Genomic DNA, 21512 nt, shown 5'->3' with positions numbered 1-21512 from the left:
GCCGTGCGCTCGGCCGGGCGGGCGGCTCCGCACCCGCGACGCCGTCAGGGCCGCCCCCTCACCGACCCCGCCGACCGGCGGGGATCCGCCCCCGCCGGTCGGCAGGGAGGCTTGGCAACCTTTACCCGATCGGGAACAAACATTGGGTCTGCGCTGGTCCGCGCGCAACCGGCCCACCCCGGTCCACGTCATAAGATCGCAGGACGGCACGCCACCCCGCAGGGCGGCGCGCCGCCTCCCGGGGGTCTCGCAGGTAGCCGCGCCCCGGGCCTGTCCGGCCCCACCCGGGGCCACCGCCCTTGCTCCCCCGGAGCGGGCGCGACACCGGTCGGAGAGTTCTCACCGTGCAGCCGCAGTCCACCCGTTTCCGCGCCGTGCTGACCGGCGCCACCGCCTTCACCCTGGCCGCCGTCCTGGCGGCCTGTGGCAGTACGGACGGCAGCGCCAAGGGCGACGCGGTGAAGAGCGGCGGCGCCGCGACGGGCGCCGGCGGTGCCTCGCCCTCGACGCCCTCCTCCTCGCCCTCCTCCTCGGGTACCGCGTCCTCGGGCACCGCGCCGTCGGGCACCGCGTCCTCGGGTACCTCGCCCTCGGGCACCGCGTCGTCCTCCGCCCCCGGCTCCCCGACGGCCGGCTCCACCTCGACCTCCGCCGCGCCGGTTGCGCCCCCCCAGAGCGCCACCGGCAAGGTGTTGATGCCCACGGGTCCGGCCGCCGCCTTCACCAAGGCCCGGGACACCGCCGCCGGCCAGATCGTCATGACCACGCTGAACGGCCCCAAGTCCGGTGTCTCCGGCAAGGTCTGGGTCTGGCTGCCGCCGGAGTACAACGACCCGAAGTACGCCCGGACCGGCTTCCCGGTGCTCACCCTCTACGCGGGCGGCCAGAGCGCCGGCTACAACACCTGGACCGACAACCAGCTGCCGATCCAGGAGTACGGCGCGGACCTCTCCAAGCAGGGCAAGGCGCACCCCTTCATCATGGTGATGCCGGTGCAGAACCTCGACTCCAACGAGGCCAAGGCCCTGGAGTGCGCGGACATCCCGGGCCAGCCGAAGATGGGCACCTGGATGGCCGAGGACATCCCCGACTTCGTCCGGGCCAACTTCCGCACCGTGAAGGGCCGCGACGGCTGGGGCCTGATGGGCGCCTCCACCGGCGCGTTCTGCAGTGCGAAGCTCGCCCTCCAGCACCCGGACAAGTTCAAGGCCGCCGTCCCGATCGACGGCTACTTCGTCCCGGACTCGCCGCTCTGGAAGGGGCACGACGCCGAGCGGCAGGCCAACAGCCCCGAACTGCTGGTCACCCAGGGCAAGGCCGACGTGCGGATCCTCGCCACCGCCGGCGGCGCCAACGCGTACGAGATGAAGCTGGTCAAGGCGTGGGCCGCCAAGGCCGCGCCGCCGCTCACCGTCGAGTACTACGAGCAGCCCGGCGGCAAGCACCTGACCAGTGACTTCAAGAAGATGATCCCGGACACCCTGCAGTGGCTCAGCAAGAACCTCGCAGGACCGCAGGCCGACTGAGTCGTGCTCGTGCCGAGCCCCGTGCCGGGCACCCGGCGCGGGGCTCAGCGGTACGCGGAGCCCCGCCGGCCCTCGTCGACCGCCCGGACGAACCCGGGCGCGGCGACCAGATCCCGCAGTGACTCCAGCGGCACGGCTCCCGGGTCGCACCCCTCCTCCTCGTCAGCTCCCGCCGGCCCGCCGGCCTACCGCCGTGCGTCGCCCCTTCCGCCCGCCCCCCTTCCGCCCGCCCGCCCTCCCGTCCGCCGGGCCGGCAGGCGTCGTCCGGGCGTGGCTGTGCGCCTTCCGGTGACATCCGTCCTCGCCGTCCCTCCTCCGTTCCCCGGTGCGCCGGACGAACCTCACCCTCTGCACGGAGTGGGGCCGGAGGGATCTCGTGTCTCCCGAGAGTCCGGGGGGAACCCTGCGCCGGGCCCCTGACCTGCACGTCAATCGGACATTGATTCCGCCCTGATGTGCTCTGCCCACTGTGGTGGGACAGCCGGCCCGCCAGCTGTGCCCAGGTCGAGCCCAGCCCAGCCAAGCCGTGAAGAGAGTGCCATGCCCAGCCACCTGTTGCCCGTAGCGTCTCCGTCCGTCCCCGCCCAGGGGGGCTCGTCGCGTGAGCGCACCGCCGACGAGGAACCGCAGGCCGTCCGCTTCGCCGGGCTGAAGCTGGTGCACGCCGCGCTCCGCCGGGACCTCGCCCGGCTGCCCAACGCGCTCCGGCTGATCCAGCCCGGCGAGGACGAGAAGGGTGCCGCACTGTTGCGGCACTGGAACTTCGTCACCACCATGCTGACCTGCCACCACGAGCAGCAGGACACCCGGATCTGGCCGATCGTCAGCCGGTTCGCGCCCGAGCTGCGGCTGCTGCTCAACTGGCTGGAGGCGGACCACCACAACCTCGACCACTCCTTCACCCGGGTCACCACCCTGGTCCGGATCGCCAGCCGGGACGCCGGCTCGGTCTGGCCGGTGGCCTACGCGATCGAGGACCTGGCGGCGCGGCTGGAGACCCATCTGAGGATCGAGGAGCGGCAGCTGCTGCCCCGGATGGAGCGGGTCTTCACGGAGAACTCCCGGGTCGGCAGCCTGTCCGAGCTGCTGGACGTGCTGCACGTCGCGGGCGGGCCGGGCACCGCCGACGCGCTCGCCTGGCTGCTGGACGGCGTCGAACCGGCAACGGTCGAGCGGTTGGTGGCGGACTGCGACGACGAGGTGGCCCGGCACTGGCCGCACTGGCAGGCGACCTACCAGCGCTGCACGGCGCCGCTGTGGGGGACGCCCGAGTCCTGGGACGTCGCCGGGGACTGACCCGCGGGCCTTTTTCGTGGCCTCGTTCTACGCGCGTGGCACGTGACGCCGACACATGTCAGTGGCACATGCCGATCGCGGCGGGGCACGGTTCGGTGCAGGCCGGGCCGGGGGAGGGCCTCGGTGGAGATCCTTTCCGGACCTCCAACTCCGTTCGACCCCTAGGGGTTTCGACCCATCCGCCTCCGGGGTGCGACCGCCCGCGCGGTCCGGGGCCGACCAGGGAGCGGGTACCGCCGAGGGGCGATGGCCGGCGCGGGAGACGCCCCTACCGTCGATGCCATGACCAGTGCGCCGACCGCTTCGCACCGCGACCGCCACCGCCACGACGACCGCCACGACGACCGCGACTTCGACCGATCCGACCGCCGCGACCACCCCGACCGCCGCGCAGGGCACCGGCCCGCTCCCGGGTCGGCCCGCCGCCTTGGCCCGGTCGCCCGCTCGGCCGCCCTCGCCGCAGGCGCCGTGCTGCTGCTCGGCGCCGGGCTCACCGCCTGCAAGGGCGGCGCCTCGCTCTGCCTCAGCGACGACAGCTGCGACGTCGTCGTCCGCACCGACAACGCCGACTCCACCCACACCGTCGAGGTATTCGGCGGCGACCGGACCGTCCGGCTGACCGTCGGCCGGATCACCGACACCACGGCCGAGGTCAGGCTCGGCGAGGAGACCAGGACCCTCACCGAGGACACCGAGACCGCCGTCGGTACGGCGAAGATCACCCTCCGCCATGCCGACGCACGTGGGCACACAGCCGAACTCCACGTCGTCCGCTGACCGTCGGCGCCCCCGCTGCCGCCTCACGGCCGCCGGGGAAAGCCAAGGGGGCAGCCGCTGCGGGCACTGTTGCCGTGGTCCCCGAACGCGGTCACTCCGGCAGGCGGTTGAGCCAGACCATCGGCGTGACCGTGATCGCCACCTCCGGCGAGCCGTCCCACTTCACCGGCAGCCCCACCTCCTTGAGCGCCGATACCACCTCGCGCCCGACCCGGACCGTCCGCCGGACGGCCGCCTCCGTCGACTCGCCGTCCACCTGGAAACCGCCGTACCGCAGCATCAACGAACCGCCGGTGGCGACCCGTTCGGTGTCCTGCTGGTGGAAGAAGACGAAGCCGCGCGAGTCCTCGTCGGCCTCGCCGCCGATCTCCGCGTATCCGCAGCTCGCACAGCAGGTGAAGTCCATCGCGGCGACGATGCCCTGCTCCTCCAGGCTGTCGAAGGCGGCCTCCAGCCGGTCGACGTCGGTCGTCTCCGGCCAGGACGCCTGTTCCTCCAGACGCGCCCGCCACAGCGGAGCGACGATCCGCTCCGCCTCCTCCGCCGTCAGTCCCTGGTCGTCGAGGTCCTCGACCAGGGACTCGACTATCTCGTCCGGCTCCTGGAAGCCGCACCGGATCAGCTCGCGGGCCCGTTCCTCGGCGTCCCGCAGCGCGTCGGCGGCAAGAGTGGTGTGCGCGGTGTCCTGGTCCATGCCCGTATCCAAGCACCTACCGCTGACAATCCGTCCGGCCGTCCGGGGCCCGCGGAACAGGGCCACGGACCGGACCGCCGACAGGCCGGCGGACCGGTGCCGCCGCCTCCCCGGTCCGCCCCCTGACGGCGCGTCCGCTCAGCCCGCCGCGAGCCGGAACTCCAGGTTGCCGAACCGTACCTGGTCGCCCGGTCGGACCCGCACCCCGCCGGCGATCCGGTACCCGTTCACATGCGTGCCGTTGGTCGACCCGAGGTCGTACAGCACCCAGTCCTCGCCCTCGCGCCGCAGCTCGGCGTGGTGCCGGGAGACCGAGGCGTCGTTCAGTCGCAGCCCCGACCCGGGGATCCGGCCTATCGTCAACTTCCGTGCGCCGGCGTGCGGAAGGCTCAGGCCCGGCAGCCGTTCGACGCGCCAGGCCCCGCGCAGCCGCACCCCGAACGCCGACACCCGGCCGACCGCCCGCAGCACGAACCGTCCGACCGGGTTCCCGGCCGGCAGGTCCGCCATCGCGGCGTTCAGCTCGGACCGGCTGCTCGCGTGGAGGACGAGGTCCAGCCGTCCGAGGAAGGTGTCGTGCGACAGCCGGCCGCTGCCGGCGCCGTCCCTCAGCACGTCGAGAGCCTGCTCCCGCTCGGCCTCGGACGGCCGGACCACGTGTGTCCGGATCTCTGGAGACGTCATGGCCTGATTGTCGGCTCGTCTCCGCCCGCCTGTCCAGGCTCCCGTGCGCAGCCGACCGGTCGACGGTTCGCGGGCGCCCCCGCCCGGTACGCCGCCCGGGACGCCGCCCGATCCGGCGTGGTCCCGTCCGTCGGCCCCGGCCCGGCGATCCGTACGCGCGGGTGGCCGGGCAGTGCGGCGAGGGAGGCGGGCGCGCGGTGGGGCGCGGAGGCCGCCGGTGGCCGGATCAGGTCTTCCTGGCGGCTGCCAGGATCTTGACGGTGGTGTGCAGGAAGCGCGAAGTCGCCGCGCCCCGGTAGGACTTGCCGAAGAGGGAACCGCTGGTCACCCACTTGCCGTCCTTCAGGTGTACCACCACGTAGGCGGTGCCGGCGTCGGCCCCGATCACCTCGTAGTCGCCCTTCGGCGAGGTGTACGGGACCGGGAAGTCCGTGGGCAGCGGCTCGGAGAGGAAGTTCACCGTCAGCCGGATGTCCGGGGTCACCTCGACGCCGGCGAAGGGCTCGGCGGCGAGCACGGCCTCGACCTCGTCGACGGTCCGCAGCAGCACCGGCACGGGATAGCCGAGCGAGTCGGCCAGGTGCTGCTCGATCCGGTCGGTGAGGGCGGCGCGGTCCGCCGGGCCGAGGGCGTCGGCGGCGAAGAAGACGTTGCCGCTCTGGATGTACGAGCCGACGCGCTCCAGGCCGAGTTCGGCGAAGAGGGCGCGCAGCCGTTCCATCCGCACCGTCCGGCCGCCGACGTTGACGGCCCGCAGAAAGGCGATGTACGTGGTCGTGGTGGTCACCCGGCCAGTCTGGCACCGGCCACCGACACCCGGCCCGCGCGCACGCACGGTCCTCCGGCGCATGCCCCGGGCCTCCCGCGTGCGGGGCGTGCGTGCGCGCCGCACGCCCGGGCGGCCGTCGGTACCGGGTGCCAGACTGGCGCCATGGCTACCTGGCAGGACTTCGAGCACGAGGCGCCGGACCTCGCCCCCGCCGTGCGGGCCCGGTTCGAGGCCAACAAGCACCACGTCCTGGCGACGCTCCGCAAGGATGGTTCCCCCCGGGTCAGCGGCACCGAGGTGGACTTCATCGGCGCGGACCTGATGCTCGGGTCGATGGGCGGAGCGGTCAAGGCCGCGGACCTCCGCCGCGACGCCCGCTTCGCCCTGCATAGCAACCCGAGCGACGAGACGCTCGCGGGCGGTGACTCCAAGGTCTCCGGCCGGGCCGTCGAGTTGACCGACGCCGCCGAGGTCGCCGCCTACGAGGCCGACCTCCCCGAGCCGCCGTCCGGCCCGTACCACGCCTTCCGGCTGGAGCTGGAACAGGTCGTGCACACCACCGTCGAGGACGACGCGGTACGGATCAGCTCCTGGCGGCCGGGCGAGCCGGTGAGGACCGTCGAGCGCCGCTGAGGGCCGCTGAGGGCCGTGCCCACCGGCCCGGCACCCCGGCGGCGAACCCGTGACGGGCCTACGGCAGGACGGACCTGACCGCCTCGGGAGTCCGCGCGACGAGTGCGTGCCCGTCGTCCGCGGTGATGATCGGGCGCTGGATCAGGATCGGGTGCTCCGCCATGGCCGCGATCCACCGGGCCCGGTCGTCGGGCTCCCGGCTCCACTGCTTCATGCCGAGCTCCTTGGCCACCGGCTCCTCGATCCGGGTGATGTCCCACGGTTCCAGCGTGAGCCGCTCCAGGACCAGCTCCAGCTCGGCGGCGCTCGGCGGATCCTCCAGATAGCGCCGCACGGTGTACTTGACGCCCGCGCCCTCCAGGACGCCGAGCGCGGCACGGCACTTCCCGCAGCGCGGGTTGATCCAGATCTCCATCCCGTCAGCCTACCGACGATCCGCACCCCGCACGCCCGCCCGTGCCGTGCCCCCGCGCCCCGCGCCCGTGCCGTGCGTCGGCCCGGCGGGCCCGCCGGCACGCCCCGGGGGCGTCGCGCGACCTCCCGACGCACGCCCTCCCGTGCTCCCTTCCCCCTGCCTCCCGCACTCCCGCAGACCGGGAACTACCGCCCCCCTGTCGATGGTTGGTCCCCCGAGGGAGTCGGGTCTCTGGAGGGGAGCACCGGATGGACGGCGCAGCGATCATCGAGCAGCTCATGACCACCGAGGGGAGGATCGACCCCTACCCGCTGTACGCGCGGGCCCATGAACTGGGCGCCGCGGCCACGGCCGGCCCGGGCGGGATCATGGCGCTGGGCCATACCGCCGCCAACCAGGTGCTGCGCAACCCCGCCTTCGCCCTGGAGGACGCCGCGACCCTGGCGGGGGCCGAATCCGAGCTGTTCTCGCACGCGTCGATCGCCTTGCTCAGCCGGTCGATCCTGCAGCGGAACGCCCCCGACCACGCCCGGGTCCGTTCGCTGATCGCCTCGGCCTTCAACGCCCGCCGGGTGGCGGCGCTCCGCCCGACGATCGCGACGGCGGTGGGGCGGCTGCTCGGCGAGATGGCCGAGCGGGGTGCCGACGGCTCTCCGGTCGACTTCATGGAGGCCTTCGCCTTCCGGCTGCCGGTCGAGGTGATCTGTGAACTGCTCGGCGTCCCGGCCGCGGACCGATACCGCTTCCGCACCCTGGCGTCGGACCTCACCATCGCCCTGGAGCTGGTCGAGGACCTCGCCGAACTCGACTCCGCCGACACCGCCGCCGAGGAACTGTCCTCCTACTTCACCGGGTTGGTCGCCGAACGACTGGCCCGCCCGACCGGCGACCTGGTCAGCGACCTGGCCCGGATCGCCGCAGACTCCCCGGACCGGATCTCCGGCCAGGAGCTGCTGAGCAACCTCGTCCTGCTCCTGGTGGCCGGATTCGAGACCACCACCAACCTGCTCGGCAACGGCCTCTCCCAGCTCTTCCACCACCCGGAGGCCGCGGACGGGCTGCGCACCGGTGCGCTGCCCCCGGGGCTCTTCACGGACGAGGTGCTGCGCTTCGACTCGCCGGTCCAGCTCACCACCCGGGTCGCCGCCGCCGACGGGCTGACGGTGGCCGACCTGCCCGCGCCGCCCGGCACGGTGGTGTTCGTCATGCTGGGCGCGGCCAACCACGACCCGACCCGCTACCTGCGCCCCGAGCGCTTCGACCCGACCCGGACGGACAGCCAGCCGCTCAGCTTCGGCGGCGGGCCGCACTTCTGCCTCGGCAGCCAGCTCGCCCGCCTGGAGGCGGACGTCGCCGTGCCCGCCCTCCTCGACCGCTTCCCGAGGCTGGCCCCCGGCGGCGTGCCGACCCGCCGTGACCGCCTCGTCCTGCGGGGCTTCGACACGCTCCCCGTCACGGTCCGCTGACGCACGGGAGCCGCCCCTCGGCGTTCGTTCGTCCCCGCCCCCGCCCCCGCCCTTGTCCTGCCTTCGGCCACGAGGAGTGTTTGGCGGATCGACCACATTTGCTCCGGTTTCCTCCCGTTCGTCTGTCGCTCTACCTATCCTTTGTCCCTGAGGAGAGGGATCCGGGGGGTGCCCGTCAGCCGCCCCGTCGGGCTGGGCGGGGTTCGGCTCCCCGAGCACCCGCCCGAAGGGAACACCCGATGGACGCCCGCCCCGTGCGCCCCCGCATACCCACGGACGCCCTCCTGCCGTACGCGCTGATCGCCGTCGTGACGGCGCTCGACGTCCTGGTCGGCGCCACGATCCTGCTCGCCCTGCTGGCGGCGCCACCGGCCCTCGCCGCCGTGGGCTCCGCGCCCCGGCGGGTCCTCCTCGTCGGAACCACCGCGCTCCTCGCCTGCCTGGGGGCAGCGGCCGTCAACGGCATCCCGACCTCGGAGCGCGCCTTCGTGGCCTACGGCGCGGTGGTCGCCGTGACGGCCGCGGGCGCCTACGCCTCCGGCGCCCACCGCCGGGCCGAGGCGCACCGGAGGGACGCCGAGGAGCAGCGCCGCCTGGCCGAACGCGACCTGGCCGACGCGCAGGCCGTCGCCGACGTCGCCCAGAACTTCATCCTCGGCCCGGTGCCCGCCCGCAACGGTTCGCTCGACCTGGCCGTCTCCTGCACCTCCGCCGCGGCCGGCGCCCGGATCGGCGGAGACTTCTACGAGGCCATCCCGGTGCCCGGCGGTGTCCGCGTCATCGTCGGGGACGTCCAGGGCAAGGGCCTGCCGGCGGTCACCGGCGCCGTCGCGGTCCTCCAGGCGTTCCGCGAGTCCGCCCCCACCACCACGAACGACCTCCGGACCGTCGCCGACCGGATCGAGGAGCGGCTGGCGCGCCGGACCGGCGGGGACGAGTTCGTCACCGCGGTGATCGCCGACTGCAGTCACACCGGCCAGGTCACCCTGGTGAACTTCGGCCACCCGCCGCCCCTGGTCCGCCGGGCGGACGGCACCACCCGCCTCGCGGAGCCGGACCTGCCGGGCCTGCCCCTGGGCCTGCCGTTCCCCGACGCGGAAGGCCCCGGGACCTGCACGGTGCGGCTGCGCCACGGGGACCGGATCCTCTTCTACACCGACGGCACCGCGGAGGCCCGCAACGGCGACGGGGACTTCTTCCCCCTCCGGGAACGCGGCGCGCTCCTGGACCACGACGACCTGCCCGAGGCCCTCACCGACCTGCGCCGCGCCCTCGTGGAGCACACCGGCAACCGCCTGGACGACGACGCCGCCATGCTCCTGCTGCGCTTCGCCCCCACGGCAGCCGACGCCGCCGCACCGCCGAGCCGACCGAGGGCCCGGATGCGCCCGGCGGCCCCCTCCCGCACACCGCGGCGGTAGGCCGCTAGCCCTTCGGGCGGCGCCGGGCGAGGAAGAAGCCGATGATCAGGCCGACCACCAGGGTCACGGTCAGGACCACCCACAGGGGCATCGTGACGTCGACGACCCACATGGTGATCGAGACCGACTCCGTGTTGGCCGCGATGAACCAGACAGCGAGGACCGCGAGGACGGCGATCCCGATCGTACGCAGCCGCAGGGCCCGGCCCTTGACCGTGACGGTCGGCGGAGCGTGCGGCGGCGGAGTGTTCTTCGCCATGACCCCAGTATCGCGCGGCTCCCGCCGCCCCACCCGCCCAGTCGCCCGCAGCACGGCGCCGGGCCCCGTCGCACTCCGGTGAGAGCGACGGGGCCCGGGGGCGCCTGCGTGTCCGACCCGCCCGCGCCCCCGGCCGCAGCCGGGACACGCGTCGCGGTGTCCGCGGCCTACAGGTCGTAGTAGAGCTCGAACTCGTGCGGGTGGGGCCGGAGGGCGATGGGGGCGATCTCCTGGGTGCGCTTGAAGTCGATCCAGGTCTCGATCAGGTCGGGCGTGAAGACGTTGCCCGCGAGCAGGTACTCGTGGTCGGCCTCCAGGGCCTCCAGGACGGCCGGGAGGGAGGCCGGCACCTGGGGGACGTTGGCGTGCTCCTCGGGGGCCAGCTCGTAGAGGTCCTTGTCGACCGGCTCCAGCGGCTCGATCTTGTTCTTGATGCCGTCCAGGCCGGCCATCAGCATGGCGGCGAAGGCCAGGTACGGGTTGGAGGCCGGGTCGGGCGCGCGGAACTCGATGCGCTTGGCCTTGGCGTTGGAGCCGGTGATCGGGATGCGGATCGCCGCCGAGCGGTTGCGCTGCGAGTAGACCAGGTTGACCGGGGCCTCGAAGCCGGGCACCAGGCGGTGGTAGGAGTTCACCGAGGGGTTGGTGAAGGCCAGCAGCGACGGGGCGTGCTTGAGCAGACCGCCGATGTAGTAGCGGGCGGTGTCGGAGAGCCCGGCGTAGCCCTGCTCGTCGTAGAAGAGCGGGGAGCCCTCGGTCCACAGCGACTGGTGGACGTGCATGCCCGAGCCGTTGTCGCCGAAGATCGGCTTCGGCATGAAGGTGGCCGTCTTGCCGTTGCGCCAGGCGACGTTCTTGATGATGTACTTGAACAGCATCAGGTCGTCGGCGGCGTGCAGCAGGGTGTTGTACTTGTAGTTGATCTCCGCCTGGCCGGCCGTGCCGACCTCGTGGTGCTGGCGCTCGACCTCCAGGCCGGCCTTGGCCAGCTCCAGGGACATCTCGGCGCGCAGGTCGGCGAAGTGGTCGACGGGCGGGACGGGGAAGTAGCCGCCCTTGTACTTGACCTTGTAGCCGCGCGCGTCGCCCTCGGCGGAGCCGGTGTTCCAGGCGCCCGCCTCCGAGTCGATGTGGTAGTAGGAGGCGTTGGCGCTGGTGTCGAACCGCACCGAGTCGAAGACGTAGAACTCGGCCTCGGGCCCGAAGAAGGCGGTGTCGGCGATGCCGGAGGAGGCGAGGTAGGCCTCGGCCTTCTTGGCGACGTTGCGCGGGTCGCGGCTGTAGGCCTCGCCGGTCACCGGGTCCTGGATGAAGAAGTTGATGTTGAGGTGCTTCACCTGGCGGAACGGGTCGAGCCGGGCCGTGGCGAGGTCGGGGACCAGGGCCATGTCCGACTCGTGGATGGCCTGGAAGCCACGGATCGACGAGCCGTCGAACATCAGGATCTCGGACGGGTCGAAGGTCGCCGCAGGTACGGAGAAGTGCTGCATGACGCCCGGCAGGTCGCAGAACCGGACATCGACGAACTTGACGTCGTTGTCCTGAATGAACTGCTTCACTTCGGTGGCGTTGTTGAACATTCGTCCTCCTCGGCGTGCGAATGGGGCTCACCCTAGGAATGGCCCGTTTCCGACCGGTGACCCAGTCGTTTCCTGAATGTTAACCGCCGTTGTCGGGCGGGCGGCAAAGACGTACGGGTCTGGACAAAACGCCTCGCCCTCCCAGGTGGGGCCCTCCAAGTGGTCTGGACCACTTGGAGAGGGTGACGGAAAGCCCGAGTGACGCGGTTCACTCTTCGGTGGGCTACCCCGGGACTACCTCGGGACTACCCCGGGAGTTCTCCGGGACTCCTCGGGGGAGCCGGTGGCGGTGCCGGGTGTATGCCCGGTTAGTGTGGATCGGTGGACACCAGAGAAGCGTTGGGATCGTGGATCGACGGCCCGAAAGCGGCCGCCGAGAAGATGGGCGCCGACTTCGGCTACCGCGGTGAGCGCCTCGGGCTGCCCCAGGAGGGCCCCGGCTCGGTCGGCGGCCCCGGCCGCCGGATGGGCGCGCTGTTCGTCGACGGCTGGCTGGTCGCGCTGGTCGCCTTCGGGCTGGTCTCCAAGGGATCGCCGGCCTCGGCGAACCTGTGGACGACCCCGCTGTTCTTCACCGTCACCGTCCTGCTGATCGCCACGACGGGGACGACCGTCGGCAAGCGGCTGTTCGGCCTGCGGGTGGTCCGCCTGGACGGCAGCCGCGCCACCATCCCGCAGGTGCTGCTGCGCACGCTGCTGCTCTGCCTGGTGGTGCCGGCCCTGGTCTGGGACCGCGACACCCGGGGTCTGCACGACAAGGCGGTCGGCACGGTCGAGGTCCGGATCTGACCGCCCGGACCGCGACCCCCTGATCACCGACCGGAAACACGGAACGGCCCCGCTGCGGAGTTACCGCGGCGGGGCCGTTCCGTGTCGTAAGGGGAGGGGGTCAGCGGGCCTGGCCACCCTTGGGCATCCGGGCGCCCTTGGGCATCGGGCCCTTGGGGATCGGCGCCTTGGAGAGCAGGTCGCCCAGCGCCCGCAGGCGGTCGTTGGTCTCGGTGACCTGGGCGGCGGTGATGGCACGGGGCAGGCGCATCAGGTGGATCTGCAGCTTCTTGAGCGGAATCTCGCCCTCGCCGGTGCCCACCACGATGTCGTGCACCGGAACGTCGCCGACGATCCGCGCCATCTTCTTCTTCTCCGACGCCAGCAGCTGGCGGACCCGGTTCGGGTTGCCCTCGCCGATCAGCGCGATACCGGCCCGGCCCACGGCGCGGTAGACCGCGTCCTGGTTGCGGGTGACCGCGACCGGGGTGGAGTTCGCGCTCCAGCCCCGTCGGATGTTGTTCAGTACCGCCGCGACCGCTCCCGGCTGCCCCTCCATCTGTCCGAACGCTGCGCGCTCGGCCCGGCGCCCGAAGACGATCGCCATGGCGAGGAACGCCACGATGAAGCCCAGGATGCCCAGGTAGACAGGGTGGTCGATCGCGAAGCCGATGGCGAGGAACACGCCGAAGGTCAGCAGGCCGACGCCGGCGATGATCAGGCCGATCTTGGTGTCGACCTTCTTGGTCATGGTGTACGCCAGGCGGATCTGCTTCAGTCGCCCGGGGTTCTCGGATGTTTCCCTCGCCATAACGCTCATGGTACGTGGCGTGGGTACGGGATATCCAAGCCCGGGTACCCGTTCGCCCCGAACCGTGACCCGTGCGTGCTCGTACCGGCGCCTTCGACGGCGTCCCGCAGGGGCTCCGTCAGCGGCCCGCGGCTTTCGCCCGGGCGGTCGCGACGAGCGAGTCCCGCTCCCTGTCCGCCGCGTACTGGCGGTTCTCGCAGACCGCTGACCAGGCATTCCGCCGGGCCTGGCGCTGGCCGCCCGCCAGCAGCACGCTCTCGGCCAGCCGCAGCGCGGTGCCCACCGACCGGATACCGACCCGCATGCCGAACAGCTCCTCTCGTGGCTCGGAAGTTTTCCTGCGAGGACCCGTTCGTCCCCGCGTCCGCGCGGCCACCACGTCTCGTGGCCGAGAAAAATCGAACGACCGCGGCGGACTCATCGTCCCCACCCCGTGTTACCAGTCCGTGACCAGGCAGTCAAAGCCCGGTGAAGCGAAAGGGGCGGAGCCGAAGCTCCGCCCCTCCGATGGCGTAAAACCGTCGGCCCGCACCGGAGCGCGGCTCAGACCGCCGCCTGCTCGTGCTGCGCGCGGTGCTCCAGCGCCTGCCGGTACAGCCGCCCGGCGCGGTACGACGAGCGCACCAGCGGGCCGGACATGACCCCGGCGAAGCCGAGCTCCTCGGCCTCCTGCTGCAGCTCGACGAACTCGTGCGGCTTGACCCAGCGCTCCACCGGGTGGTGGCGCAGCGAGGGGCGCAGGTACTGGGTGATGGTGATCAGCTCGCAACCGGCCCCGACCAGGTCGGCCAGCGCCTGGCTGACCTCCTCGCGGGTCTCGCCCATGCCCAGGATCAGGTTGGACTTGGTGACCAGGCCGGCGGCCCGGGCCTGCGTGATGACGTCCAGGGAGCGCTCGTAGCGGAACGCCGGGCGGATCCGCTTGAAGATCCGCGGCACCGTCTCGACGTTGTGCGCCAGCACCTCGGGGCGGGACGAGAAGACCTCGGCGAGCTGCTCGGGCACCGCGTTGAAGTCGGGGATCAGCAGCTCGACGCCGGTGCGGCCGCTCTCGCGGCCCGCCGTCATCGCGTGCACCTGGCGGACGGTCTCGGCGTACAGCCAGGAGCCGCCGTCCGGCAGGTCGTCGCGGGCCACGCCGGTGATGGTGGCGTAGTTGAGGTCCATGGTGACGATGGACTCGGCGACACGGCGCGGCTCGTCGCGGTCGAAGTCGGCGGGCTTGCCGGTGTCGATCTGACAGAAGTCGCAGCGGCGGGTGCACTGGTCACCGCCGATGAGGAAGGTCGCCTCGCGGTCCTCCCAGCACTCGAAGATGTTGGGGCAGCCGGCCTCCTGGCAGACGGTGTGCAGCCCCTCCTTCTTCACCAGCGACTGGAGGGCGTTGTACTCCGGGCCCATCTTCGCGCGGGTCTTGATCCACTCGGGCTTCCGCTCGATGGGGGTCTCGCTGTTGCGGACCTCCAGGCGGAGAAGCTTCCTGCCGTCGGGTGCGACAGCGGACACGTGCGACTCCTAGAACTAGACGGGGTACCCCCAGGGTACGCCTGTGCTTGTACGGCCTTCGTCGGGGCAGCGGCCCTGCAATCGCAGGGCAACAGCGGTACCGGCGGGTAGATTCCCCGGAAGCCGCCCGGGACTTCGGGGCGGCGGCTCCGGGCGCGGGCGTTCGGGGCCGGGCCCGGTGGGCGGCGGCCGGAGCTCAGTGGCGGAGTGCCGGTTCCGGGAGTTCCGCGAGCACCTCGGCCAGGTGCTTCTCGACCAGCGGCAACGCCTCGGCGACCGGGAGGTCCCGTCCCAGCTCACCGGCCAGCGAGGCGACGCCGGCGTCCCGGATGCCGCACGGCACGATCTTGTCGAACCAGGTCATGTCCGGGTCGCAGTTGAGCGCGAAGCCGTGCATGGTCACCCCGCGCGCGACCCGGACGCCGATCGCGGCGAGCTTGCGGTCGTCGCCGCGCTGCCCGGCGTTGGAGGGCGCGTACTCGGGGCCGGCGAGGCGCGGGTCGATGCCCAGCGGCAGGCCCATCCGCAGCGTGAGTTTGCCGATGTCCACCACCTGTGACGGGTCCACCACCGCGTCCGGGATGCTGTCGCCCAGCACCCAGACGCCGCTGCGGCCCTCGATCCGGGTGGTCTCCACGCCGAACGCGCCGCAGGCGCGGATCAGGGCCTCCTCCAGCCGGCGCACGTACGCGATCACGTCGATCGGATCGGGCAGCTTCACGATCGGGTAGCCGACCAGCTGGCCCGGGCCGTGCCAGGTGATCTCGCCGCCCCGGTTGACCTCGACCACCGGGGTGCCGTCCAGCGGCAGGTCGGCGGGGTTGGTGCGCTTGCCCATGGTGTACACCGGCGGGTGCTCCAGCAGCAGCACCGTGTCCGGGATCTCGTCCGCGACCCGCAGGGCGTGCAGCCGCTGCTGCTCCTCCCAGGCCTCCTGGTAGGGCACGGAGCCCTCGCCTATGCCCATCCGCACGAAACGTACGTTCTCGCTCACCAACTGCTCCTTGCCAGGCGTTCGAGACCAACCTGGCCACTGTACGCCCGCCCGCCGAGGGGCCGTCCAGGTGCCTGCGGCCGTGCTCGCCCCCCGTGCTCGCCCCCGGCCCGCGCCCGGCCCGCGACCCGGTCGCCGCCGCCGTGGCCGCTCAGGTGTCCGAGAGCAGCTGCAGCCGGAGGGCCAGCTGGAGCTCCAGCGAGCGCTCGGGGTGGTTCCAGTCCCGTCCCAGCAGCACTTCGACCCGGTCCAGCCTCTGCACCACCGTGTTCACGTGGACGTGCAGCTCGTCCTTGGCCCGGGTGAGGCTGCCGCCGCAGTCGAAGTAGGCGCGCAGGGTGCGGACCAGCTCGGTGCCGCGCCGGCCGTCGTAGTCCAGCAGCGGGCCGAGCGTCGCCCGGACGAAGCCGTCCACGTCGTGGCCGTCGCCGAGCAGGACGCCGAGGAAGCCGAGCGCCCGGGCCGAGGCGCCGTCCCCGGCCCGGCCCAGGACCCGCAGTGCCCGCACGCAGCGCAGGCCCTCGGCGTGGGCGGCGGCGAGCGCCACCGGTCCGGCGGCGGGGCGGCCGGCGCCCACGGTGACCGGGAACCCGGCCAGCCGGGCGAGCCGCTCGGCGGCCTGCTCGGCCGCCCGCAGGGCGGCGTCCCCGCCCTCGTCGGCGCCGTCGGGGACGAGCAGCACCACCGCCTCGCCGTGCTCCGCGCTGATCCCCCTGGAGCCGAACAGGTACCGTCCGGCCGCGCCGGCCAGCCGGGAGCGGTCGCCGGCGGCGGTGGAGGCCGTGCCCGCCGTCGTGGTTCCACCGGCCGGTTCGGCCGGTTCGGCCGGTTCGGCGACCAGGACCAGGTGCGGTCGGCCGAGGTCCACACCGAGCCGCCGGCCGCGCGCGGTCAGCCCGGCCGGGTCCCGGTCGGGGGCGGTGAGCAGGTCCGTCAGCAGTTCGCCGCGGACCCGGTTCTCCGTCTCGGCGACCGAACGGCGCAGCAGCAGGAGCAGCGCGGTCACCACACCGGCCCGCTCGAACAGCCGCCGGTCGGCGTCGTCGAGGTCCGGGCGACCGCGCAGCACCAGGGTGCCGAGCTGCTCCTGGCCGGCCAGTACCGCGCAGACCCAGGCGTCGCCGTGCGGGACCGAGCGGCCCTCGGCGCGGGACGCGGCGGCGGCTTCGGCGAGCCCGGCTCCGGGCCCGGACCGCCCGGCCAGCGGCTCGCCCTCGGCGTCCAGGACCGTTATCCCGCCGCCGAGGAGGGCGGCCACGGCGGCCGCCACGTCCGGCACCTCGGCACCGCGCAGGACCAGGTCGGTCAGCCGGTCGTGGCCCTGCTCGGCGCGCTGGACGGCGTCGGAGTGGGCGCGGATCAGCGCGTTGGCGGTGTTCAGCTCGGCGAGCGCGGCCCGGGTGTCGGCCAGCGACTTGGCGGTGTCCAGGGCGATCGCGGCGTGTGCGGCCAGGGTGCAGAGCAGCGCGACCTCGTCGGGGGAGAAGGTGCGCGGCGAGCGGTCGGCGGCGAACAGGACGCCGATGACCCGGCCGCCGAGCAGCAGAGGCACTCCGATGATCGCCACCAGGCCCTCGTCCAGGACGCCCGCGTCGATGGTGCCGGTGTGGTGGAACCGGTCGTCGGCGCGGTAGTCGGGGGAGGCGTACGGGCGGGCGGTCTGTGCGACCAGCCCGCCGAGTCCGTCGCCGAGGCTGAGCCGCAGGGTCTGGAAGAGGACGGACACCGAGCCGTCGGTGACCCGCATGTAGGTGTCGCCGGCGGCCTCGTCCGGGAGGGTCAGGTAGGCGGTGTCGGTGCCGAGCAGCATGCGGGCCCGGCGGACGATGGCCTGCAGCACGGTGTCGAGGTCCCGGGAGGCGGCGAGGTCCCCGGCGGTGTCGAAGAGGGCGGTCAGCTCGGCCTCGCGGCGGCGGTGCTGACGCAGCGTCCGGTGCACGCGCAGCGCCTGCCAGGTGGCCTCGTCGATCTCGTCCAGGACGGCGGGCGGCGCACCCCGGCGGCGGGCTTCGGCGAGCACGTCGGTGAAGTCCTCGGTGGCGGCGCCGGAGGCGAGCAGGTCGAGGAGCTTCCGGAGCGCCGGCGCCGAGCCGGGCTGAAGGTCGTTCGCGGCGCGGTCGTTCGCGGCGAGGTCATTGATGGCGCGGTCGTTGATGGCGCGGTCGTTCACGGGTGCGGCCGCCAATCGGCAGTGGGTCTCAAGCCCTGGGGAGGGAAGCGCGATCGTAGCTGGTCAGCCCGGGTGCCCGCGGGCGGCCTGCGCTCGCCCGTCGTGAGCGCAGGCCGCCGTACGTCGCGTCAGGCCGCCCGTGGTGTCAGGCGGTTGCCGGCTTTGCCGCCGTCGCCGTCCCCTGTCCGGCCTCCGCCGCCGCGTCCCCCGACGTCCCCTCCTCCGCCTCCGCCAGGTCGTGCCCCCGCGTCTCCCGTCCGCAGAGCACGGCCAGCACGGTGATCACGGCGGCGATCGCCACGTACACCGAGATCGGGGTGGAGCTCCCGTGGTCCTTCAGCAGCGCGGTGGCGATCAGCGGGGCGGGCGCGCCCGCCGCGACCGAGGCGAACTGGGCGCCGATCGAGGCGCCCGAGTAGCGCATCCGGGTGGCGAACAGCTCGGAGAAGAAGGCGGCCTGGGGCGCGTACATCGCGCTGTGGAAGACCAGTCCGACGGTCACCGCCAGCAGGAGCGAGCTGAAGGACCTGGTGTCGACCAGTCCGAAGAAGACGAACGCCCAGGCGCCGACGCCCACCGCGCCGACCAGGTACACCGGTTTGCGCCCGACCCGGTCGGAGAGCGCCCCGAAGACCGGGATCAGGGCGAACTGGATCGCCGAGGCGATCAGCACGGCGTTGAGCGCGGTCTGCTTCGGCAGGTGGACGTGGTTGACGGCGTAGGCGAGGACGAACGTGGTCATGACGTAGTACGAGATGTTCTCCGCCATGCGGGCGCCCATCGCCACCAGCACCTCCCGCCAGTGGTGTCGCAACACCGCCACCAGCGGCGTCTGTTCGGGCTTCCCCAGGGCCGCCTCGCGCGCCTCGGCCCGGGCCAGGGCCTGCTTGAACAGCGGCGACTCGTCCACCGCCAGCCGGATCCACAGCCCGACGCCGACCAGCACCGCAGACAGCAGGAACGGCACCCGCCAGCCCCAGGAGAGGAAGGCCTCCTCCGACTGCACGGTGGTCAGCAGCGACAGGACGCCGGCCGCCAGCAGGTTCCCGGCCAGTGCGCCGCTCTGCGGCCAGGACGCCCAGAACCCGCGCCGCCGGGCGTCGCCGTGCTCCGACACCAGCAGCACCGCGCCGCCCCACTCGCCGCCGAGCGCGAACCCCTGCACCAGCCGCAGCACGGTGAGCAGGACCGGCGCCGTCGCCCCGATCGATTCGTACGTCGGCAGACAGCCGATCAGGGTGGTCGACCCGCCCATCAGCAGCAGGCTCACCACGAGCAGCTTCTTCCGCCCCACCCGGTCCCCGAAGTGCCCGAACACCAGGGCCCCGAGCGGCCGGGCCGCGAACCCGATGGCGTAGGTGAGGAAGGAGAGCAGAGTGCCGGTCAGCGGATCGCTGTTCGGGAAGAACAGCTTCCCGAACACCAGCGCCGCCGCCGTTCCGTACAGGAAGTAGTCGTACCACTCGATCGTCGTTCCTATGAGGCTGGCGGCCACGACTCGTGGCAGTGAACCTCTCGTGTCCTTCGGGGCGTCGGCGCTGCTCATGGTCACCACTTCCGGCTGGGGGACGGTGTTGCCACAAGGTAGGAACTCCCCTGCCCGGATCCTATGGTGGAGGCCGATACATCAAGGGGCAGCGATATGGGCGAGAGGGCCATAGGCCCCGGAGGGTGGGACGCCCGACCGCGCGGTTGACGCGGTAGTCGCGATGCCCGACGAGCCGGCCGGGCCGCCGACGAGTGGTCGCGACCACGGCACCTGCGCGGTGCTCCGACCGGGGATCCCCGGGCCCTTGCCGCTGCGGACGCCGAGCAGTCGGCGGCCCTCGGCCCCGACCCACGTCCGCCCTCCGGTCTTCGCCGTGCGGTCAACGGGCGGTCCAGCCGCCGTCGATCGGGAGGCTGGCGCCGGTGACGTAGGAGGCGTGCGGCGAGCAGAGCCAGAGGACCAGCCGGGCGACCTCGTCGGGTTCGATCAGGCGCTTGACGGCGGTGCGGTCGAGCATGATCCGTTCCACCACCTCGTCCTCGGGGATGCCGTGGGCGAGCGCCTGGTCGGCGATCTGACGCTCCACCAGGGGGGTCCGGACGTAGCCCGGGTTGACGCAGTTGCTGGTGACGCCGTACGGCGCGCCCTCCAGCGCCACCGTCTTGCTCAGCCCCTCCAGCGCGTGCTTGGCGGTCACGTAGGCGGACTTGAAGGCGCTGGCCCGCAGGCCGTGGACGGAGGAGACGTTGACCACCCGCCCCCACTCCCGCGCGTACATGTGCGGGAGGGTCCGGCGCAGGATCCGGAACGGCGCCTCGACCATCACCCGCTGGATCAGCAGGAACCGGTCGACCGGGAACTCGTGCAAGGGTGCGACGTGTTGGAGGCCCGCGTTGTTGACCACGATGTCGGCGTCGGCCGGCAGCGCCTCCACCGCCTCCGGGTCGGAGAGGTCGGCGACGTGGGCGACGCCGCCGATCCGCTCGGCGAGCCGGCGGGCGGGCTCGCCGGCGACGTCGACGACGTAGACCCGGGCGCCGGCCGCGGCGAGGGCTTCGGCGCAGGCGCGGCCGATGCCCGAGGCGGCCCCGGTGACCAGGGCGGTGCGGCCGTCGAGCGGGCGGTCTGAAGTGGTGTCCATGGCCCAGAACGGTAGGAATCCGGCGGCTTCCCTCCTATGTGGCGAACCCCTACAGCATCAGGGTGAACTGTGGTGATCACCGTCATGACGGTCCATCGGCGGGAGGAGTCGTGAAAGCCAAACCGATCGTCGGGCGTCTTCCCCACAATGGGCGCGGATGCTTCACCCGTTCGGAGGATTGCTCGGTCAGAACCACCCATAGCGCCCGAATGCTCGCTACATTCACGCCGATTCCCGACAGGGGGCGTCGCCACAGGCAGCCGAACCGCTGGTGGAGCCGGTGCGGCGTCCGAGAGGTGTTGACTGACTATGCCCCAAAGGCCTGTAACCGACAGCCCGGCGTACGGACCGCTCGACCCGCTCGACCAGCACCGAGGTCCGGTCGGCCGGGCCCTTCCGGACGCCCCCGACACCCCGACCGCCGACGAGCTGCGGCTTCCCGTCCAGGCCACGCCCGACCGGCACCCGACCGCGCTCGCCACCGCCGACGAGCCGCCCCGGCCGGCCCAGGTCGACCCCGCGGGCGGCCGTCCGGCGGGCCGGACGGGAGGTCAGTCGGGCGGCCACTCCGGGTCGGCCACGCAGAACCTCCAACTGGCCGCCCTGATCGAGGAGGCGGGCTTCTCGCACGCCGGGCTGGCCCGCCGGGTCGACCAGCTCGGCCTGGAGCACGGCCTGGACCTGCGGTACGACAAGACCTCGGTCACCCGCTGGCTCCGCGGCCAGCAGCCGCGCGGCGCCACCCCGGCACTGATCGCCGAGGTGTTCACCCGCCGGCTCGGCCGCCGCCTCACCGCCCAGGACCTCGGCCTGGACGCCTGCGCCCCGGTCTACGCGGGCCTGGAGTTCGCCGAGACGCCGCAGGAGGCGGTGGACATCGTGGCGAGCATGTGGCGCAAGGACAACGGCCCGCAGTCGGAGCTGCGCCGGATCGCCTTCACCCCGGCCGGGCTGGTCGTGCCGAGCCGGGACTGGCTGATCGGCCGGACCGACGAGCGGGTCGCGCGGGACGGCTCCACCCTGGCCAGGCCCGATCCGGGCAGTGGCGCGCCGCCCGCCGGACCACCCGGCCCGGGTGCGCCCGGCGGCTCCGCCGCGCCCCCGGCCCGCGGC

General features: G+C 73.0%; 20 protein-coding genes and 1 pseudogene. 8 read left to right on the top strand and 13 right to left on the bottom strand.

From position 1 onward, the window contains the following. Positions 1-344 precede the first annotated feature (344 nt). From ABZY91_RS36440 to ABZY91_RS36430, 3 genes are all read left to right on the top strand, one after another. The gene (locus ABZY91_RS36440; RefSeq protein WP_355407807.1) at positions 345-1526 is read left to right on the top strand and encodes an alpha/beta hydrolase-fold protein; all 1182 of its coding nucleotides are present in this window, start codon (positions 345-347) and stop codon (positions 1524-1526) included. Between the two features lie 540 nt (positions 1527-2066). Continuing rightward, the gene (locus ABZY91_RS36435) at positions 2067-2822 is read left to right on the top strand and encodes a hemerythrin domain-containing protein (protein WP_355407805.1); all 756 of its coding nucleotides are present in this window, start codon (positions 2067-2069) and stop codon (positions 2820-2822) included. Between the two features lie 282 nt (positions 2823-3104). Then, on the top strand, positions 3105-3599 hold the full coding sequence (locus tag ABZY91_RS36430; protein ID WP_355407803.1) for a hypothetical protein: 495 nt from the start codon (positions 3105-3107) through the stop codon (positions 3597-3599). A gap of 91 nt (positions 3600-3690) precedes the next feature. On the opposite strand, the gene ABZY91_RS36425 is transcribed toward ABZY91_RS36430, so the two are convergent. The 3 genes from ABZY91_RS36425 to ABZY91_RS36415 all read right to left on the bottom strand — a co-directional run bounded on the left by ABZY91_RS36425 (position 3691) and on the right by ABZY91_RS36415 (position 5764). Then, positions 3691-4293, bottom strand: a complete 603-nt coding sequence (locus ABZY91_RS36425) for a hypothetical protein (RefSeq protein WP_355407801.1) — start codon at positions 4291-4293, stop codon at positions 3691-3693. Between the two features lie 138 nt (positions 4294-4431). Next, positions 4432-4977: a DUF1707 and FHA domain-containing protein gene (locus ABZY91_RS36420; RefSeq protein ID WP_329949911.1), complete on the bottom strand. Its 546-nt coding sequence runs from the start codon at positions 4975-4977 to the stop codon at positions 4432-4434. Between the two features lie 226 nt (positions 4978-5203). Further along, positions 5204-5764: a DUF1697 domain-containing protein gene (locus tag ABZY91_RS36415; protein ID WP_355407799.1), complete on the bottom strand. Its 561-nt coding sequence runs from the start codon at positions 5762-5764 to the stop codon at positions 5204-5206. 144 nt (positions 5765-5908) lie between these two features. Between ABZY91_RS36415 and ABZY91_RS36410 the strand changes: the two genes are divergently transcribed. Continuing rightward, a complete protein-coding gene (locus ABZY91_RS36410) occupies positions 5909-6379 on the top strand; it encodes a pyridoxamine 5'-phosphate oxidase family protein (RefSeq protein ID WP_329881720.1) in 471 nt (156 codons plus the stop codon). A gap of 58 nt (positions 6380-6437) precedes the next feature. Here ABZY91_RS36410 and ABZY91_RS36405 read toward each other — a convergent pair whose 3' ends face one another. Further along, entirely contained in the window at positions 6438-6794 is a 357-nt protein-coding gene (locus ABZY91_RS36405) for an ArsC/Spx/MgsR family protein (protein WP_355407797.1), read from the bottom strand. A gap of 248 nt (positions 6795-7042) precedes the next feature. Between ABZY91_RS36405 and ABZY91_RS36400 the strand changes: the two genes are divergently transcribed. Next, positions 7043-8260 (top strand): cytochrome P450, encoded by a 1218-nt coding sequence (locus ABZY91_RS36400; protein ID WP_355407795.1) that lies wholly within the window; start codon positions 7043-7045, stop codon positions 8258-8260. Positions 8261-8499: 239 nt separating this feature from the next. After that, positions 8500-9681, top strand: a complete 1182-nt coding sequence (locus ABZY91_RS36395; protein WP_355407793.1) for a PP2C family protein-serine/threonine phosphatase — start codon at positions 8500-8502, stop codon at positions 9679-9681. Between the two features lie 4 nt (positions 9682-9685). On the opposite strand, the gene ABZY91_RS36390 is transcribed toward ABZY91_RS36395, so the two are convergent. Together ABZY91_RS36390 and glnA are read right to left on the bottom strand one after the other, a co-directional pair. Next, on the bottom strand, positions 9686-9940 hold the full coding sequence (locus tag ABZY91_RS36390; RefSeq protein ID WP_329881716.1) for a DUF1049 domain-containing protein: 255 nt from the start codon (positions 9938-9940) through the stop codon (positions 9686-9688). 167 nt (positions 9941-10107) lie between these two features. Then, entirely contained in the window at positions 10108-11520 is a 1413-nt protein-coding gene (gene glnA, locus ABZY91_RS36385) for a type I glutamate--ammonia ligase (protein WP_329881714.1), read from the bottom strand. A 321-nt stretch (positions 11521-11841) separates the two neighbouring features. On the opposite strand from glnA, the gene ABZY91_RS36380 reads away from it, so the two are divergent. Then, the gene (locus tag ABZY91_RS36380) at positions 11842-12309 is read left to right on the top strand and encodes an RDD family protein (RefSeq protein WP_329881713.1); all 468 of its coding nucleotides are present in this window, start codon (positions 11842-11844) and stop codon (positions 12307-12309) included. A 100-nt stretch (positions 12310-12409) separates the two neighbouring features. Here ABZY91_RS36380 and ABZY91_RS36375 read toward each other — a convergent pair whose 3' ends face one another. The 7 genes from ABZY91_RS36375 to ABZY91_RS36345 all read right to left on the bottom strand — a co-directional run bounded on the left by ABZY91_RS36375 (position 12410) and on the right by ABZY91_RS36345 (position 20399). Beyond that, the gene (locus tag ABZY91_RS36375) at positions 12410-13099 is read right to left on the bottom strand and encodes a DUF4191 domain-containing protein (protein ID WP_329881711.1); all 690 of its coding nucleotides are present in this window, start codon (positions 13097-13099) and stop codon (positions 12410-12412) included. 118 nt (positions 13100-13217) lie between these two features. Then, the gene (locus tag ABZY91_RS36370) at positions 13218-13403 is read right to left on the bottom strand and encodes a hypothetical protein (protein ID WP_329949907.1); all 186 of its coding nucleotides are present in this window, start codon (positions 13401-13403) and stop codon (positions 13218-13220) included. A 239-nt stretch (positions 13404-13642) separates the two neighbouring features. Beyond that, on the bottom strand, positions 13643-14605 hold the full coding sequence (locus ABZY91_RS36365; protein WP_329881708.1) for a lipoyl synthase: 963 nt from the start codon (positions 14603-14605) through the stop codon (positions 13643-13645). Positions 14606-14801: 196 nt separating this feature from the next. Beyond that, complete coding sequence (lipB, locus tag ABZY91_RS36360) at positions 14802-15602, bottom strand: lipoyl(octanoyl) transferase LipB (protein WP_355407789.1); 801 nt, start codon at positions 15600-15602, stop codon at positions 14802-14804. A gap of 148 nt (positions 15603-15750) precedes the next feature. After that, positions 15751-17739: a GAF domain-containing protein gene (locus ABZY91_RS36355; protein WP_355407809.1), complete on the bottom strand. Its 1989-nt coding sequence runs from the start codon at positions 17737-17739 to the stop codon at positions 15751-15753. A gap of 175 nt (positions 17740-17914) precedes the next feature. Then, positions 17915-19315: an MFS transporter gene (locus tag ABZY91_RS36350; RefSeq protein ID WP_355407787.1), complete on the bottom strand. Its 1401-nt coding sequence runs from the start codon at positions 19313-19315 to the stop codon at positions 17915-17917. A gap of 322 nt (positions 19316-19637) precedes the next feature. Next, positions 19638-20399, bottom strand: coding sequence for a 3-hydroxybutyrate dehydrogenase (locus ABZY91_RS36345; protein WP_355407785.1), 762 nt, complete (start codon positions 20397-20399; stop codon positions 19638-19640). Positions 20400-20708: 309 nt separating this feature from the next. On the opposite strand from ABZY91_RS36345, the pseudogene ABZY91_RS36340 reads away from it, so the two are divergent. Continuing rightward, a pseudogene (locus ABZY91_RS36340) lies at positions 20709-21512 on the top strand (hypothetical protein); the annotation flags it as partial.

Origin of the sequence: Kitasatospora sp. NPDC002965, from assembly GCF_040611255.1 — a bacterium.
In the GTDB taxonomy this organism is placed as follows: Bacteria; Actinomycetota; Actinomycetes; order Streptomycetales; family Streptomycetaceae; genus Kitasatospora.
This window is presented reverse-complemented; position numbering and strand designations above follow the sequence as displayed.

What these genes read in the sequence shown, in the direction of transcription:
- ABZY91_RS36435 (WP_355407805.1), top strand. Translation starts at nt 2,067, where the DNA reads ATGCCCAGCCACCTGTTGCCCGTAGCGTCTCCGTCCGTCCCCGCCCAG.
- ABZY91_RS36430 (WP_355407803.1), top strand. Translation starts at nt 3,105, where the DNA reads ATGACCAGTGCGCCGACCGCTTCGCACCGCGACCGCCACCGCCACGAC.
- ABZY91_RS36425 (WP_355407801.1), bottom strand. Translation starts at nt 4,293, where the DNA reads ATGGACCAGGACACCGCGCACACCACTCTTGCCGCCGACGCGCTGCGG.
- ABZY91_RS36420 (WP_329949911.1), bottom strand. Translation starts at nt 4,977, where the DNA reads ATGACGTCTCCAGAGATCCGGACACACGTGGTCCGGCCGTCCGAGGCC.
- ABZY91_RS36410 (WP_329881720.1), top strand. Translation starts at nt 5,909, where the DNA reads ATGGCTACCTGGCAGGACTTCGAGCACGAGGCGCCGGACCTCGCCCCC.
- ABZY91_RS36405 (WP_355407797.1), bottom strand. Translation starts at nt 6,794, where the DNA reads ATGGAGATCTGGATCAACCCGCGCTGCGGGAAGTGCCGTGCCGCGCTC.
- ABZY91_RS36400 (WP_355407795.1), top strand. Translation starts at nt 7,043, where the DNA reads ATGGACGGCGCAGCGATCATCGAGCAGCTCATGACCACCGAGGGGAGG.
- ABZY91_RS36395 (WP_355407793.1), top strand. Translation starts at nt 8,500, where the DNA reads ATGGACGCCCGCCCCGTGCGCCCCCGCATACCCACGGACGCCCTCCTG.
- ABZY91_RS36390 (WP_329881716.1), bottom strand. Translation starts at nt 9,940, where the DNA reads ATGGCGAAGAACACTCCGCCGCCGCACGCTCCGCCGACCGTCACGGTC.
- glnA (WP_329881714.1), bottom strand. Translation starts at nt 11,520, where the DNA reads ATGTTCAACAACGCCACCGAAGTGAAGCAGTTCATTCAGGACAACGAC.
- ABZY91_RS36375 (WP_329881711.1), bottom strand. Translation starts at nt 13,099, where the DNA reads ATGGCGAGGGAAACATCCGAGAACCCCGGGCGACTGAAGCAGATCCGC.
- ABZY91_RS36370 (WP_329949907.1), bottom strand. Translation starts at nt 13,403, where the DNA reads ATGCGGGTCGGTATCCGGTCGGTGGGCACCGCGCTGCGGCTGGCCGAG.
- ABZY91_RS36350 (WP_355407787.1), bottom strand. Translation starts at nt 19,315, where the DNA reads ATGAGCAGCGCCGACGCCCCGAAGGACACGAGAGGTTCACTGCCACGA.
- ABZY91_RS36345 (WP_355407785.1), bottom strand. Translation starts at nt 20,399, where the DNA reads ATGGACACCACTTCAGACCGCCCGCTCGACGGCCGCACCGCCCTGGTC.